This is a genomic window from Sporofaciens sp. St.21A7 (assembly GCF_059728535.1).
Window position 1 is genome coordinate 4813291 of record NZ_BAAGFN010000001.1, and the last position, 15188, is coordinate 4828478.

The window sequence follows — 15188 nt, forward strand, 5'->3', positions numbered from 1 at the left end:
ATAAGGACTGGAATCCTCCTTTTCTCCCTCGCCATTTCTATCTGTCAAATCCTCCATGACTCTCTTCCTGAATCTCTCCTCCGTCCCCAATCTTTACCCCCACCGACAGTTCTTCCAGATAATCATACAATTCTCTCTGCTCTTCTTTTTCCGCCAGATATCTTGTCGTATACTCCGTCTGCCGGCATGGGACGAATGATATCCCAGACAGTCCCTCTCCCGTCACTTTAATATCCAAAAGCCCAGTGTATTTTGTTTCGCCGTTGAACCAGAAGTCCCCCATACTGTATATGACAGGCTTGCCTTTTATAAATTCTATCCCCTGCAGCACATGGGGATGGCTTCCGATAATCATATCTGCCCCGCTATCCAGCAATACTTCCGCCTGGTCATGCTGATAATCCTCAAACTGGTTGGAATCTTCTGTTCCCCAGTGGACATACGCAATCAGATAATCGCACGCAAGAGAGGCTTTCTCTATCACTTCTGCAAATTCCTCCGACTCATACATCAGAAGCACTCCGGGCGCGTCCTCTTCTGCCTGAGGGGTGTAGCGTGTCTTCTCTGCCCGGGAAGCCGCCACAAAACCAATCTTCACGCCATTTGCCACGAAGTAGACCGGCTGTTTTGCTTCCTCTATATCATGTCCTCCTCCCACATAAGGAATTCCGCTCTGTAAAAGAAGCTCCATGGTGTCCGAAAATGCATCTGCCCCGAAGTCATAGACATGGTTATTCGCCAATGAAACCATATCCGTCCCCAACTCCTCAATCAGCTTCATCCGTTTCGGGTCTGCACGGAATGTATAGTATTTGCCTTCCAGCGGCTCGCCCCTGTCGCTGATGCAATATTCGTGATTCAGCAAGAACACATCCGCTTCATTGGTACGCTGTAAAATCTCAGGGGAGATACACTGATTAAGTTCCTGCACTTCGTCATAATAGTCTATGACAAAATCATCCTCTTCAAGACAGATATCTCCCGCAATCAGCAGGCCTGCCGCTTTCTTTTCCCCGTTTTCCCTTATGTAAATGTGATGCTTTGCGGCGGTCTTTTCATCTTTTAGCCGACCCTGATACATATCGGAAAGGACATGCAGCGTCTTTCCTGTTATCTCATAAAAATCCGTTTCCTTTAAGCTTGCCCCTCCAAGTTTTCCGGAAATTTTCTTCCATGCATCTTCCCCGCAATTTTCAAGAAACCATGAGGAAAATCCCGTCTTCTTTTTTTCTGTTCCCCCTGCATCCGCTATAAAATCTGCATAATACTGTTCTAAAAGCTTCGCATTCTCATCCTCAGGCTTCTCAGGCGCTTTCTTATCGTGCCGGCCCAATACCATGAATAGCGAAACACCCAAGATGACCAATACTATCGTTCCGCAGGCCGCCGCAGCACGAAGAATGATCTGCCTGCGCCGTCTCCTTCTTCTACGTTCTCTCAGGCTCACATAATGACGACGATTCTGGGGCGTATTCTTTCCCTTGCGCTTTTCCGTATGCTGCCTATTTTCCATTATTTTTCCCCTGCCTTAAACCTTAATGGAACACACCCGTCAATATCCCTGCAAAATCTCTTTGAGATACTCCCGGTATTCCTTTTGTACCATTCCTGGTCCGGTAATCCGAATCCCGCTCCCAATCCCTGTCACCCATCCAAAAAACTGTGGGCTGACCGCCACAAGAACGCGTACCCGAAATTGACCGTCATCCGCAGGTATTATCATCACATCCGTTCCAAACCTGTCAAGAATCACTCCGACCAACTCATTCCCGCATTGAAGCGTAACCTCTTCGTCATGCCCGCCGTACATAGAAAAAGTTTTCTTGGAGAATTCAACTAGATCGAAATCCTGAAACCTTTCTTTTCCGATACGTTCCCGCTCCGTCACACATGCCCGCTGCATCTTATCCACACGGTAATGCTTCATACAGTCTGCTTTCTCGTCGTATGCAATCAGATAATAATTCGCGTCGTCCCATGTCAGCGACCATGGGCTTACCGTATAGACAGCCCCTTGTTTCTTTGGCTTTAACTCCTTCCTTACAGTCCATTCTGCATACTGATACTGAATCTGCCTGTTCTCAAGGATTGCCGTATGTATCTGATCTACATTGTAATATATCGTCTCATTGCCGGTCTTAGGGCGGTTATAGATAAATACATTTCTCTGGAGCTGTCTGGCGTCATGTTCGCTCGCCAGGCTTTCCAACTTCCGGATTAACTCTTCCGACTTTTTCCGGCTGATGAACTTTGAAGCCTGTACTGCGTCCACCAGAAGTTTAAGCTCCGGAAGCTCAAACTTCCGGCTTCCAATGTAATAGCCGCCGTTCGTTCCCTTCACCTGCAGTACGTCCATCCCGAATTCCCTTAACGTCTCAATGTCATTATACACCGTCTTCCGGTCCGCTGACATCCCATAATCACGCAATGCAGTGTCAATATCCGCCGCAGACATTGTATATTTCTCGTCTGTTTTCTCCAGAAGCATCTTCATGATATAGAGTGTCCTTAGCTTTACCTGTGAAACTGCCATGAACTGACTTCCCTCCGCACCTCATACTTGTTCCACAATATTATAGCATACCTTTATGGACGAAGTCCACCCGCCCCGTCAGGGGCATGAATTACGGGATGCCCTGTGGGTATACCTTTATGGACGAAGTCCACCCGCCCGCAAGGGGAATACCCTCTATCAGAAGTCGTACTTATCCGGATTCAGCCCTGCTCTTCGCATAACTGCCCTCCGCTCTCTTCGCCCCATCACTTCCAGTTCTTCTGCAATCAGCCCGGACAATTCAAACTCTGTCTTCTCCTCCTTGTCCGCCTCCTGCCGGAACAGGAAACCAACCACCTGCCCGAACATATTCAAATCATTTGCGCATCTATAATCATATACGGAACCGATAACCTCTCTCATTATTCTTCCTCCAAAAATTCACGATAATCACTTTCATCTGCAAACAGAAGATAGCTTCCATTCACATATCCCATATAACCATCCGCTACAAAATAACCCTTCATACTATGCACCTCCTGTTTTCGTATTTTCCTCGGTTCTCTATCAGTCTACCAAACTGGATGTCCAAAAATCTCCACATCCAAATACTTTTTAAGGATGCATCATGCATGAAGCATTCAAATAGAGGGGGCTATGCCTCAAATGAGTCATAACCCCCTCTAAAATCATTGAGCATAAGCCGCCTAACCAACTCCAGCGCCTACGGATGCATAATAATCTTCATACACTGTTTCGACTGCATCACGGCAAATGCCTGTTCCATCTCCCTGAGTGGGAAATGATGGGTAATCAGCGGTTCTACCTTCACTCGTCCGTCTTCCACAAAATTCAGACATTCCTCAAACTCCTGTCTTGTATAGCAGATTGTCCCGTAAATGTGAATCTCGCTCCTCACTACTTTCCCAAGGTCAACCTCCGGCAGGCTGTGATACAGCCCGGTAACTGCATAAGTACCGCCTTTTTTCAGCATATTCATTGCCGCAACCGGAATTCCCGGCACACCGACGCAATCCTGAACGTAATCCGCCATCCGTCCTCCCGTAATCTCGCGTACCCGCTCCACCGGATTCTCCTTGGATGCATTGATTGTAATATCCGCCCCCAGTTCCTTTGCCAGTTCAAGACGCTGGCTGTCTACGTCTGTACCGACACAGATTATCATTTTCGCACCTCGCAGTTTGATTAACTGCACGGCGTAAAGCCCAATCGGTCCTGGACCGTATACAACGCAGACATCCTTAGAAGTGATAGAAGACGCCTTGACGGTACGGTAAGCGGATGCAATCGGATCTACGGACGCGCCCTGGTCATAGGTCGTGGTATCCCGCATCTTCCGGCAGACTTTGGCCGGAACCCTCACATATTCTGCAAATGCGCCGTCCACATGAATCCCGGTTTCCACCAGATTGTCGCAGAGTACTTCCTTCCCTTCAATACACATGTCACAGTCTCCGCATCCAATAACGATACACGGAGTCACACGATCGCCCACTTTCAGATGTTTCACGCGGGAACCTGTCTCCACCACGTCTCCGGCAAATTCATGCCCCGGAATCAAAGGCCATGGCACTTCACGGGTTCCGGCGAGTATGGGACCGTCTGTCCCGCAGATTCCAACGGATCTTACTTTAATAATGACATCATCCTCCCGCAATACCGGATATGGTACGTCTTTCACCGCAAATCCCGGTCCGGCCTGTTCTTTTACTACTGCTAACATCGTCTTATCCTCTCCTTAATACATATATTTTGACATATTAACTTCATTATAACAATATTTGTTATCTTTTGAAATGATTTCTTATTTTCATTTAAAGTTCGCAGAAACGATTGTATAATAGTGAAAAATATGTTATAGTACATTCATTAAAAATGTTCAACGATCAAGATAATCTTATTTTCATATCTGACATTCGTCAGGAATTATCCGATTTGTGTATGAATCCGGAAAGTGCAGGTGATTCCCATGATTGAATAAAATTGACGCTGACGTCTTGCGTATGGGCCGATAATTGAATATAATGGAGGTAGTGAATGGCAGATGAGGCTTTACAATGGCATGACGGCTTTCACGCAGCGCTCCAGATTGAACTTCAGGGAGAATCTGCACGTCTGAGATTCTATTCAGAACACGAGTTGTATAAGAAACCGTTGAGGATTGACACTCTTGTTATTATGGAATCAGACGATACGCCGATACAAAAGAATATTGGAAAGATTTTCCGAAAACATAACCTAATAGAATACAAAAGCCCGGATGATTATCTGAGCATCGATGATTTTTACAAAGCATATGGCTATGCATGCCTATACCAGTCCAATACGGACAGGGTACATTCCATATCCATGATGGATGTGTCACTGACTTTTGTATGCAGCCATTATCCAAAAAAAATGATAAAGCTGCTGGAACAAGAGCGGGGTATCTATGTTGAACAGAGGGAGGCTGGTATCTATTGGCTGCATAACGATCCTATTCCTATGCAGATTATATTAATCAATCAGCTCTCTCCGGATGAAAACCGATGGCTTAACAGCCTTAGGCACAATTTGGAAGTGAATGCGGATACGGAATGCATAATCCGAGATTATAATATGCATAAGCAATCCATCCTGTATCAGGCGGCAATGGATCTGATCATGCGGGCAAATCCTAAGACGATGAAGGAGGCAAGGGTCATGGTATGTGATGCATTCAAAGAAATATTTGCGGATGAATTTCAGGAGCACGAAGAAAAGCTGAAAGCTCAGGAAGAAAAGCTAAAGGCTCAGGAGAAAAAGTTCAAAGTTCAGGAAAAAAAGCTAAAAGCCCAGGAAAAGAAACTCAAAGCCCAGGAGGAAAAATTCAAATCCCAGGAAGAAAAATTCAAATCCCAGGAAGAAAAATTTAAATCCCAGGAAGAAAAATTCAAATCCCAGGAAGAAAAATTCAAATCTCAAGCTGCAGAAGTGCAAAAAAATGCTTGCAAAAAGACTGAAAAACGCTTTGCTTCTCTGATTCAGCGTCTCATCAACAATAATCTTATAGACGATATAAAGCGAATCACCGAAGATGAAGAATATCTCGCCCATATGTATGAACATTACGGGTTATAAATAAAGGGTTATAAATAAAATACATTCGATTTATCCAAGGACGGGGCAGTATTTTACAATACCGCCCTGTCCTCAAATATGATTCCTATTCATAAGCAATTTTCATCAATTCCTCAATCGTAGTGACCCCATCCGCCACCAGCCGCACCCCATTCTCTTTCAGAGTACGCATCTGCTGGTGTTCCCTGGCATAATTCTCGATTTCCTCCATGGTCGCATGGCCGCTAATCATTCGGCGCAGTACGGCGTCTACGGTGAAAATCTCATGCACGGCAATACGTCCCCTGTACCCCGTGTTGTTGCAGTGGGCGCATCCCCTTCCTCTCCACACAGTCTCTATCTCCTCCCCAAGGAAATCCCTCTCTTCTGCTGTCGTCTCCATCTCCTGCGCACAATGGGGACATACTTTCCGCATGAGCCTCTGGGCAACGACGCCCACCAGCGAATTCGCAACCAGATACGTCTCTACTCCCATATCCTCCAGACGTACAATACTGGAAGCCGCACTGTTGGTATGCAGTGTACTCAAGACCACATGCCCGGTAATCGCCGCGCGCACAGAAATCCCCGCCGTCTCCCCGTCCCGCGTCTCGCCAACCATAATAACATCCGGGTCCTGACGCAGCAATGCGCGAAGCCCAGTCTCAAATGTCATCCCCGCCACTGGATTCACCTGTGTCTGGTTGATACCTGGCACATTTTTCTCTACAGGGTCTTCTATCGTGGCAATATTCAGCATCCGCCCGGACAGATACTCAAGCACCATATACAATGTCGTAGACTTCCCGCTTCCTGTGGGTCCTGTAATATAGATAATCCCATTGCTGCTGTTCAGCATCGGAAAGAATTTCCCATAACTGTCCGCATCCATGCCAAACTGATCCGGATAATCCAACTGTCCCGAGGAAGTAAGCAGACGAAGCACCGCCTTTTCCCCGAACACGGTAGGCATCAGGGATACACGGATGTTGACATACCCACTCTCCGTCCTTACACGGAAATGACCGTCCTGCGGGATTCTCTTCTCAGCGATATCCAGATTTGCCATGATTTTAATCCGGGCAATCAACGGCTGGTGGACATTTCTCTGGATTGCCACATATTCCAGAATCACACCGTCAATCCGCATCCTTACCTTCGTCTCACGCTCAAAGGGTTCTATATGGATATCGCTGGCATTACTCTTGATTGCGCGCTCCACAAGGCTGTTCAACAGATGGATGATAGGAGCTTCCTCCTCTACATTTTCCAGTTCCGTAAGGTCTAGATCATCGAAATCATCCGCACCGAACCCGGCATTTGCCTCAGTCGCCGCCTGTTTCGCCCCTACCTCGGCAAAATAATAGGAAATAGCCTGCCTGAGGGGTTTCTCTTCGCTTAAAAGAATCTGCAGGTAACATCCGGTCTGCTGGCGCACCTCTTCCAAAGCAAAATAATTCAGCGGGTCATTCGTCACAAGAACCATTGTCCGATTTGTCACACTCAGCGGAAGGAACAGATTCTTTTCCGCCAGTTCTTTATTGACCATGGCAACCGCCTCCAAGTCTACCTGCTGGGACGCCACATCCACGATTTCCAACTCTAACCTGCTTGCCAAAGCCTCCAATACCTGCTGCTCTGTCACAAAATTCAGTTCTATCAAAATCTGCCCGACCCGCTTATCCCGGTGTTCTTTCTGGTAGGCAAGCGCCTCCTGCATCTGCCGGGCGTCTACATATCCTCTTTCTTCTAATATTTCCCCAATCCTCAGATTCGTCCTCAAGCCTCGATTCCCCTTCCCACTTCTTTTCACATCCTTTACAAGATGTCCTGTCTCCTTTTGCTCCAATCCAAAAATAGTTCGTCTGCCGCCATCCGCGTCAAATGCAAGATATCATTCGTTTACAATTTAATTATTTAGCTGCCCGATGCTGCCATGCATATACACAGCTAATTCAAAACTGGCCTCCGGCTGTTCCACTACATTCCATTCCGTATCCAGATATGTCCGTTCACTTATATGCATGGCGCGAATCTGGACTGCGGGATAATTATGAGCGATATCGTCTATAAACTGATATACTTGAGTCGGACTTCCCTGCAAGACCATCGTACAGTTGACGGTCAGGATATATCCATCCGTTCTGCCTTCTCTGTCCGTATTGCCATTCTCCCCATCTATTCTTCCTGTCTCTCCTTCTGAACTGTCTTCTCCTTCCTGCACAGGGACATCCATTCCTCCGGAAATCTTTCCATAAAGGTAAGGCCCAGTTATCTCCCCTTTCGCCTCCCCAATAGACAGGGACACCGGGAACAGTCCCGCATCCAGGGCAATCCCTGTCAGCAGTTCATCCACCTGCCGGTTCTCCATGAGATCATAATATTTTGCGGAAATGTCCGTAAGCTCTCTTTTACGTTCTTCAATCTCCTGCTCCAACTCAGGAATTCCATCAATGGCAGACTGCATTTCCTCAATCGTCCCATCTAGTTCTTTGCCCTCTAATATATATTCTTGATAACGCCCAATTCCCGGCATAATCAAAAACCGTACCATCAGAAATACGGTCAGGATGCTTACTGCCAGTTTCAGCAGCAGTATATCTTTATCCGTCAGCCTCATTGCGCACCTCCCCCGTATACCTTGCCTTCCATCGTACATGACAGCGACAATGTATACCAGCCGTCTTCAAACGTATACCCCGTATAATCTACCGTGTGGAACAGCCCTGTTTCCTGAAGCCGCAAAATATACCCAGACACGTCAATCACCGCCAGACTGTTGGCGTCGAAGGTCAAAGTCCCTGTCTCCACATCATAATCCGTTATTAAAAGTCCAATCTGGCTTCCTCCTACTCCTTCAATCGTGCGCAGCACACCGCCCGAAAACTCCGGATAAGAAGACAGGTTTTGGTTCAGCAGCTCCACGGAAACGATTCCATTTTCCACCGCCATAAGCTGTGATTCCAACTCCTGGGCCTTCTGGTAAGTTCCTTCCCGGCGGACTCTGTCAATCCATTCCTGTTTTGTCAGGTTCTTTGCACTGACAATCCGGTTCGCCGCCGCAATTCCTCCGGTCAGAATCGCGCAGGTCAGGAAAACAACGCCCGGCATTACCAAATGTCTGCCGATATCCCATTGTCCGCCCTGTTCCTCGGATTTACGTCCGGCGCTCATAAGGTCAATCTGCTTTTCTTTCCTTGTACTTCGCATCAACGCTCCGATACAGGGAATCCAATCCGATGCCTTCTCCCGCCCCGGCACGGAAATCTTCGGGTCGATGACCATGGGGGATACGTTCAGGTTCAGGGTTCGGATTCCTTCCACGCTTACCTCAAAGTCTTCATCCGGACATCCTCCATAGCATACCTCGGTAATCGGTTCCTCCTGGCTGCGCCCTGCGTAAAACTGGATGATACCGGAGATACTTCTCACAATCTCCGTCCCATAATCCAGCGTTCCCGGCTCACTGAACAGGCGTGTACGGCTGGAATAGAGATACTGCCCTTTCTGGCAAAGGATACTTGTCATGCTCCCAGCCTCGAAGAAAAGGTAAATTCCAGTCCTCTTATAAAAATGTTCCAAATGCTGCATGATCTTGAGATACCCTTCCAGAGGAACGGTGATGCCATTGACACGAAGCCCTGTTTCTTCGCAAATATGCAGAAATCTTTCCAGATTACCCTGCTCCGCACCGCCTGCGCAGATGTCCACACCGATTTTGTTTTCCCGGCGGACAATCGAATAGTCTGTAATCTCATTACGGAAATTCTCACGTACCTCCCTTGCCGCCATTTCCGCTAACTGCTTTCCCTTGCCGTAAGGAAGCTGCAAGACTCTGGTCACGCATAAGCCCGCCGGCAGTACGAGCCGCACCTGCTCTGGATTATGCCTTGCCTCCAGCTTTTCTAAAGCCTGCCTCCACCGGTCGAACGAATCCCCCTGTCCTTGCAAATCGAACCGGTCTGCCTCTGTGAGCGCCGGATATTTTCCTTCCCTGCCTGCCGCCGTCAATATACAATCTTCCTGAAATACGATGACAGTCTGCCCCATTTTATTCTCCCCTCTCTGTAAATTGCATTTTCTATTCTATATTCATGGCCAAATTTCCTGTGCCAGACTTTCTCTTGTCCTCTTGGTCCGCTTTTCGCTCCATGCTTACGCCGAGCCTTCGATCGCTCCGTAAGACTCATAAATCGGGAGCATGACCGCTATGATAATAAATCCTACTACGACTGCCATCAGGCAAATCAATATGGGTTCAAGCAGGGTCATCATACGCTTCGTGGCTGCCTCTGCTTCCTCCTCCATAGTCATTGCGATGGAATCCAGCATCGTATCCAGCCGCCCGCTCTCCTCTCCAATCAATATGGTACTGGCGAGTTTCCGCACAAGACCGTCTACTTCCCTGAGCGCCTGGGAGAGCGCTGTGCCGCTTCGCACCGTGACCGCCACCTGCTCGAACTGCTCCTCCACGTATACATTTCCTATGGTCTTGCCCGCCGTCTGTAATGCCGCCACAATCGGCATACCGCTGGAATACAGGCTGCTCAAAGTTCTGGCAAAGCGCGCCGTGTAAATAATCTTATTCAGTCTCCCGATTACAGGCATACGGATTTTCAAACAGTCAATGGTTCTGCGTATTTTATAGATTTTTAAAATAATCCGTACTACGACTGCCAATAGAAATATGGCCAGTAATGCGAGATACCACTGATGCACGAGGAAGTCCGACGCCGCCATCAGCCACTCTGTTACCGCTGGAAGGCTTTCCATCTGTGAAAATAATTCGTCAAACTGCGGCAGGATAAAGGTCACAATCAGAATGACTACCGCCACGCACATTACCAGCAGCACCGCCGGATAAGCCATCGCTGACTTCACCTGATTTTTCAGTCTGTTTTCCCGCTCGTAATGAAGGGACAGCCGTTCCATCACAGCGTCAATATTACCGCTCCCCTCGCCGGAACGAATCATTCCCAGCATCAGCTCAGGAAAACATTTTTTTGATTCCATAGCTTCCGACAGGCTGGTTCCCTTCCTTAAATCGGCAAGGACGGACAAATAGACCGACCTTGCATATGCAGGCAGGCCTTCCTCGTCTGCAACGATTTCCAACGCGCGGACAATGCTGATTCCGGAGGCAAGGAGGGTAGATAACTCCTTACAGAATTCCGAAAGCAGCTTGGATGAAAATTTACGGGCGCTCTTTGACGCCGTGACATCCTTTGCCTGTACCAGGAACAATCCTTGCTCTTTCAGTTGTTGCTGTAATGCGCTTTCACCTGCGGCGTCCATTGTGCCGCGCAGGTTCTTGCCTTCCATATTTTTTGCGAGATAACGAAATTGCGGCATAATAACTCCCCTTTCGTATTGTCATAAGTTGATTATATTTGCCAGACTGACAGATACCACTCTAACATCTGGTCTCCGCAAATACATGCGGCGGCAAGGCCGATTGCCAGAAACGGTCCAAATGCAAACCGGTCCTTCCGCGTCATTTTTCCTCTTGCCAGCATCCAGATGCAATAGATTCCTCCTGTCAGGATTCCGATAAATATCGCCGGAATCATGGCCCTATAGCCCAGAAGCCAGCCGCTTGCCGCCATCAATTTGATATCGCCGCCGCCGAATGCGCCTGGAATTAATAATGACAGAATCAGCATGGGCGCTGATATGATTACGGCTCCGAGCAGCCGGTCTGTCAGCGTATGTTCCGGGAACAGCCAGACTGCCGCGATTCCTAATAGGACGATTGCTATATGAAAACGATCGTAGATGATCTTTGTATTCCAATCTATAAATGCAACGACGGTCAGGATTCCCATATAGATGAAGGCAATCCAGCCTCTCAGTGACAGAAAGCCTGACTCGCCGCTGCCAAAATATGCGCTGCTTAAAATAAATGCGATTCCTCCCAGACATTCTGTCAGGAAGTATTGTTTTGATATCTTCATTCCACAGCCAAGACATTTTCCGCCTTGGACAAGGTAGCTGATGCACGGGATTAGTTCTCCCGCGCTCAGCGTCCTGCCGCAGCCGGGGCAATGGCTGCGGCCGTATACGATATTCTCCCCTTTGGGGAGGCGATAGATTACTACTGTTAAAAAACTGAAAATGCATGCGCCGAATATAAAGCGAAACAAGTATAGTATTCCGATTAGTACTGTCAACATTTGATTCTATTCCCCTTCTATGACTGATGAATTGCAGATATTTTATCATATAGCTAAATATTAAGCCAATGTATTGCTGCAAGAATGAATTCTAATATTTTAACGTCTGTCGGTCTGAATTATTTCCTGCTGATAGAAAACTTCATAGGTAAGCGGCTTTCTGCAAAATGTTACTGTAAAATCGCCTTCTTGATAGTAGAAGCGCTGTACTTCGTAGCCGTTCTTATCCATTTGCAGTATCCAGAAATCACCTGGGACTTTGCTGTCGGTTATTACCTGACGCCAGACTTCTTCTGTGACGCCTCCTATAGAGGATGTGTCGCAGAAAGGTTGGTTGGAACCGTAATACGCTGTGGCAGTTGCATCTAATGCCATCCGCAAGGATTTGGCGTTGCCGAGCGCGACTTGGGCGTCGGCGCGGTGCATGATGTGTAAGACGCCGGGGATGGCGGCGACTATGGTTGTCAGGATGAGTAGGAGGATGGCTAGTGCTTGGGGGAGCCGGTTGGCAGATTGTTTTTCATCTGCCGGTTGGGGGGTAAATAGGGGTTTTAGCATGATTGAGTCCTTTTTTGAGGTTGTTTTGGTGTAATTGGGGTGTAATTGGGGGGATGGTTCCAGGGACGGCAGTTCGGGACGGTCCTTCCCCCAAACGCGGCTGGGCAACGCTCCGGCGAACTAACTGCTAACTCCGACTAAGGAACTCAGGAGAGCCTTCGTTCCTAAGTCTCCGTAAGCAGTGGATTTCGCCTCCGCTAAGGACGCCCTTTTATGCCGCGCTTGGGGGAAGGACCGTCCCGAACTGCCTGGGTACTGGAAAAATTTCAATTTAATAAAAGGCTTTGCTATTCCTTTTGAATCCAAGTGCAATTATTTGCACTAAAATTATATTGAGAAATAATACAATAATATTGATATAACCTATATCGATAACATTATTCCGAAACATTATATTTTCCATCAGTGGTTTTTTCTGTTCCCCAATCTAATTTATATGTACATGTTAAACCTCCATCTTCATATTCCAGTACACTTACTTTTCCACCTGAATACGAAATTTTAGGCGTTGCTTTTACCTCCGCTAAATCTCTCACATCAGTTGGCGGCACATTAGTATCATTAAGGTCATTACCTTGAGCATATTGTTCATCTGCCAACGTTTGCGCAGCTATAACACACGCTCTCGTCTCCGCCACAACCTGCTTTTTCTTCGCCTTATCAATATACCCCGTCAACGCCGGAATCAGCAATGCCGCCAATATTGCCAGTATTACCAATACCACAATCAATTCCACAAGGGTAAACCCCTTTTTCCTGTTTTTCTTCAAACTCCTCATCATTTTCTTCATTCTCCTTCTCTTTTCTTTTTTGAGTCTTACTTCATTAATAGTTACATTTATAAACCAACATCCTTCACACTCCCCGTCGTCCTGTCCGGGATTCGTTTACGGGATGGATTTATCCTTAGTTTTCGATATTATAATGAAGCTCTGTCGGCTGTCACTCTATCTTGACGATTTACGTGATACCGTAAGTCCAGAACCACACTTTCTTTTACTACCATCTCATTTTTTTCAGCATCGCTATAGAGCCTGACTTCTGCTTCCAGATAATCTACCTTCCCATCCGGGCTAGTTCCTGAAGGGTAGGAAAATGTAATCTCCAAATAATTTCCCATATAATATCTGTCGGTAAATATACTGTTTACGGCTCTGGCAATGGGATGACCGGAAGTATCCTCATAGTGATATTTTCCATCCTTCTCACGGACATAGTATCTTGCAAACAGCCTTCCTGCCGGTACATCGCCGGGGTTCACCGTACTGAGGAGCTGACTTCCCCTGTATATGCCTGTGTCAGGACAGCCTTCCGTGGAAATCAGCATGACATAGCCATCCTCATTGACAAACTCTAATCCCTGTCCGCTCTGTGCCCCAGTCTGGTCTGCGATTCGATCCGTTTCGCCGCATTTCTCATAGATTTTTATATATCCGGTTGCGTCTCTGGTCATTCCCCTTAGTTCTTGTATGGTATTATCCAAGATAATCTGTGCGTATTGCAGCTTTTGTATTCGGACAAATATTTTTGCGGCGGGGCTTAAAACTCCAACCATCATCGTCATCATGATGCCAAAGACCAACAGCGTAACGACCATCTCCACCAGACTCGTGCCAGACTTTCTATATCTTCTAAGCCTTTGCAGCGCCCTCAAGGGGCATCACCTCCTGTATCTTCCGTTCCGCCTGCCTCTCCTGTCCCCTTCGCATCAGATGCTCCAAACAGGTAAAATGTCGTCGTCTTTGGCGTTCCGTCTGCATCCAGATATGTTACTTCTTTCGTTCCTAGTTCTACGGCGATGCGAAAGAGCACCGCTGCTTCTGCTCCCGGTGTTTCTCCGTCTGCTGTTGTAGCTTTGAATAAATAAGTCATGTTTTCTGCGCCAGGAATGTAGGACGCCGACTGTAGGTTCCGACAAATCTCCGCGTTCTCCTGTCGAATTTCCTCACTCTTGTGCTGTGCATTTGTACAGAACGAAATCGAACCTTGCAGGACTGCCATCATTATTAAAAAGATTACGGCGCTGACCGTTACCTCCACCAGCGACTCTCCCGCTCCAGAATGAATTCTATATATCTTCATGATTCCCTCCTGATTTTTTACTCATGGGCATTAGCAAACTCGCAGTGGGTAATCTTGTCAGACTGGTATTCGTACTGGATATTTCCCTTCTCCCAATCAACAATATATTCCGGACTTGACAGATACTCATGCCAACTGCCGTCCCATAGGATATTTTTGCCATCGTGTTTAAAGCTCACCTCATAAGTCGCCATCTGCTGGTATACCGTGCTGTAGCTGTAGGAAACCCCTCCCACTTCTGCGGTCACTTCCACCGTGAAGGTATAACGGGCAATCCCGTTATTCAGGACGTCGTCAACACTCTGGTCTTTCACAAGTTCACCAGACATCTCCGCATCCTGGTCTTGATTTGCCTCCTTGTACATGACCACCTTGATTGTGCCGTATTTCTCCGTGTCTACTCCATCCGGCAGAGCCGCCGTATAGTGGAAAATGGTTTCGTCCGGATGGTCCGGGTCATATTCCCCATATCTTCCTTCCAGGAAATTGTACACATAACGGTAAAAACTATTCTCAGGTGCATTTTCCGGTTTATCATAATCCGCCTTTAACTCCTGCTCCAATGCCTTTGCGAAGCTCTGTGCAAGCTGATAGCTGCGCTCCTGCTCCAGACGCCGGTTGGCGCGGGACAGAAGCAGACCAGACGTGTAAAGCATGGCTAGGGCGAATGCCATTAAAAAGGCAGATACGCAGACAACGATTACGAGCGTAGAGCCTTTTTTAGACTCTACTCTATTCTTGAAATAAATGTCTCTATTCTGCCGTACCATATCACCCTCCAT

Annotated in this window: 15 protein-coding genes; 1 reads left to right on the forward strand and 14 read right to left on the reverse strand. The window is 47.3% G+C overall.

What is annotated here, in order from left to right; genetic code table 11:
- Nucleotides 1-37 precede the first annotated feature (37 nt).
- The 4 genes from AC6I3O_RS23950 to AC6I3O_RS23965 form a co-directional block, all read right to left on the reverse strand.
- Complete coding sequence (locus AC6I3O_RS23950; protein WP_497853019.1) at nucleotides 38-1513, reverse strand: CapA family protein; 1476 nt, start codon at nucleotides 1511-1513, stop codon at nucleotides 38-40.
- 39 nt (nucleotides 1514-1552) lie between these two features.
- Nucleotides 1553-2533, reverse strand: coding sequence for a helix-turn-helix transcriptional regulator (locus AC6I3O_RS23955; RefSeq protein WP_497853020.1), 981 nt, complete (start codon nucleotides 2531-2533; stop codon nucleotides 1553-1555).
- Between the two features lie 159 nt (nucleotides 2534-2692).
- On the reverse strand, nucleotides 2693-2917 hold the full coding sequence (locus AC6I3O_RS23960) for a hypothetical protein (protein ID WP_497853021.1): 225 nt from the start codon (nucleotides 2915-2917) through the stop codon (nucleotides 2693-2695).
- A 301-nt stretch (nucleotides 2918-3218) separates the two neighbouring features.
- The gene (locus AC6I3O_RS23965) at nucleotides 3219-4238 is read right to left on the reverse strand and encodes a zinc-dependent alcohol dehydrogenase (protein WP_497853022.1); all 1020 of its coding nucleotides are present in this window, start codon (nucleotides 4236-4238) and stop codon (nucleotides 3219-3221) included.
- 314 nt (nucleotides 4239-4552) lie between these two features.
- Here AC6I3O_RS23965 and AC6I3O_RS23970 point away from each other — a divergent pair, with 314 nt between their 5' ends.
- Nucleotides 4553-5614 carry a 3-isopropylmalate dehydrogenase gene (locus tag AC6I3O_RS23970; RefSeq protein WP_497853023.1) on the forward strand — a complete coding sequence of 354 codons (1062 nt, stop codon included), beginning with the start codon at nucleotides 4553-4555 and terminating at the stop codon, nucleotides 5612-5614.
- An 85-nt stretch (nucleotides 5615-5699) separates the two neighbouring features.
- Here the strand turns inward: AC6I3O_RS23970 and AC6I3O_RS23975 are convergent, their stop codons facing one another.
- From AC6I3O_RS23975 to AC6I3O_RS24020, 10 genes are all read right to left on the reverse strand, one after another.
- Complete coding sequence (locus AC6I3O_RS23975; RefSeq protein ID WP_497853024.1) at nucleotides 5700-7376, reverse strand: GspE/PulE family protein; 1677 nt, start codon at nucleotides 7374-7376, stop codon at nucleotides 5700-5702.
- A 126-nt stretch (nucleotides 7377-7502) separates the two neighbouring features.
- Nucleotides 7503-8213, reverse strand: coding sequence for a hypothetical protein (locus tag AC6I3O_RS23980; protein ID WP_497853025.1), 711 nt, complete (start codon nucleotides 8211-8213; stop codon nucleotides 7503-7505).
- Nucleotides 8210-9643, reverse strand: coding sequence for a type IV pilus biogenesis protein PilM (locus AC6I3O_RS23985; protein ID WP_497853026.1), 1434 nt, complete (start codon nucleotides 9641-9643; stop codon nucleotides 8210-8212). The genes AC6I3O_RS23980 and AC6I3O_RS23985 overlap by 4 nt, the downstream gene beginning before the upstream one ends.
- Before the next feature lie 105 nt (nucleotides 9644-9748).
- Nucleotides 9749-10945 (reverse strand): type II secretion system F family protein, encoded by a 1197-nt coding sequence (locus AC6I3O_RS23990; RefSeq protein ID WP_497853027.1) that lies wholly within the window; start codon nucleotides 10943-10945, stop codon nucleotides 9749-9751.
- A gap of 32 nt (nucleotides 10946-10977) precedes the next feature.
- Nucleotides 10978-11766 carry a prepilin peptidase gene (locus AC6I3O_RS23995; RefSeq protein ID WP_497853028.1) on the reverse strand — a complete coding sequence of 263 codons (789 nt, stop codon included), beginning with the start codon at nucleotides 11764-11766 and terminating at the stop codon, nucleotides 10978-10980.
- Nucleotides 11767-11865: 99 nt separating this feature from the next.
- Nucleotides 11866-12324 carry a hypothetical protein gene (locus AC6I3O_RS24000; protein ID WP_497853029.1) on the reverse strand — a complete coding sequence of 153 codons (459 nt, stop codon included), beginning with the start codon at nucleotides 12322-12324 and terminating at the stop codon, nucleotides 11866-11868.
- 377 nt (nucleotides 12325-12701) lie between these two features.
- A complete protein-coding gene (locus AC6I3O_RS24005; RefSeq protein ID WP_497853030.1) occupies nucleotides 12702-13115 on the reverse strand; it encodes a prepilin-type N-terminal cleavage/methylation domain-containing protein in 414 nt (137 codons plus the stop codon).
- Nucleotides 13116-13243: 128 nt separating this feature from the next.
- Entirely contained in the window at nucleotides 13244-13978 is a 735-nt protein-coding gene (locus tag AC6I3O_RS24010) for a type IV pilus modification PilV family protein (protein ID WP_497853031.1), read from the reverse strand.
- Nucleotides 13975-14406: a hypothetical protein gene (locus tag AC6I3O_RS24015; RefSeq protein WP_497853032.1), complete on the reverse strand. Its 432-nt coding sequence runs from the start codon at nucleotides 14404-14406 to the stop codon at nucleotides 13975-13977. The genes AC6I3O_RS24010 and AC6I3O_RS24015 overlap by 4 nt, the downstream gene beginning before the upstream one ends.
- 17 nt (nucleotides 14407-14423) lie before the next feature.
- Nucleotides 14424-15176, reverse strand: a complete 753-nt coding sequence (locus tag AC6I3O_RS24020) for a hypothetical protein (RefSeq protein ID WP_497853033.1) — start codon at nucleotides 15174-15176, stop codon at nucleotides 14424-14426.
- Between the last annotated feature and the right edge of the window lie 12 nt (nucleotides 15177-15188).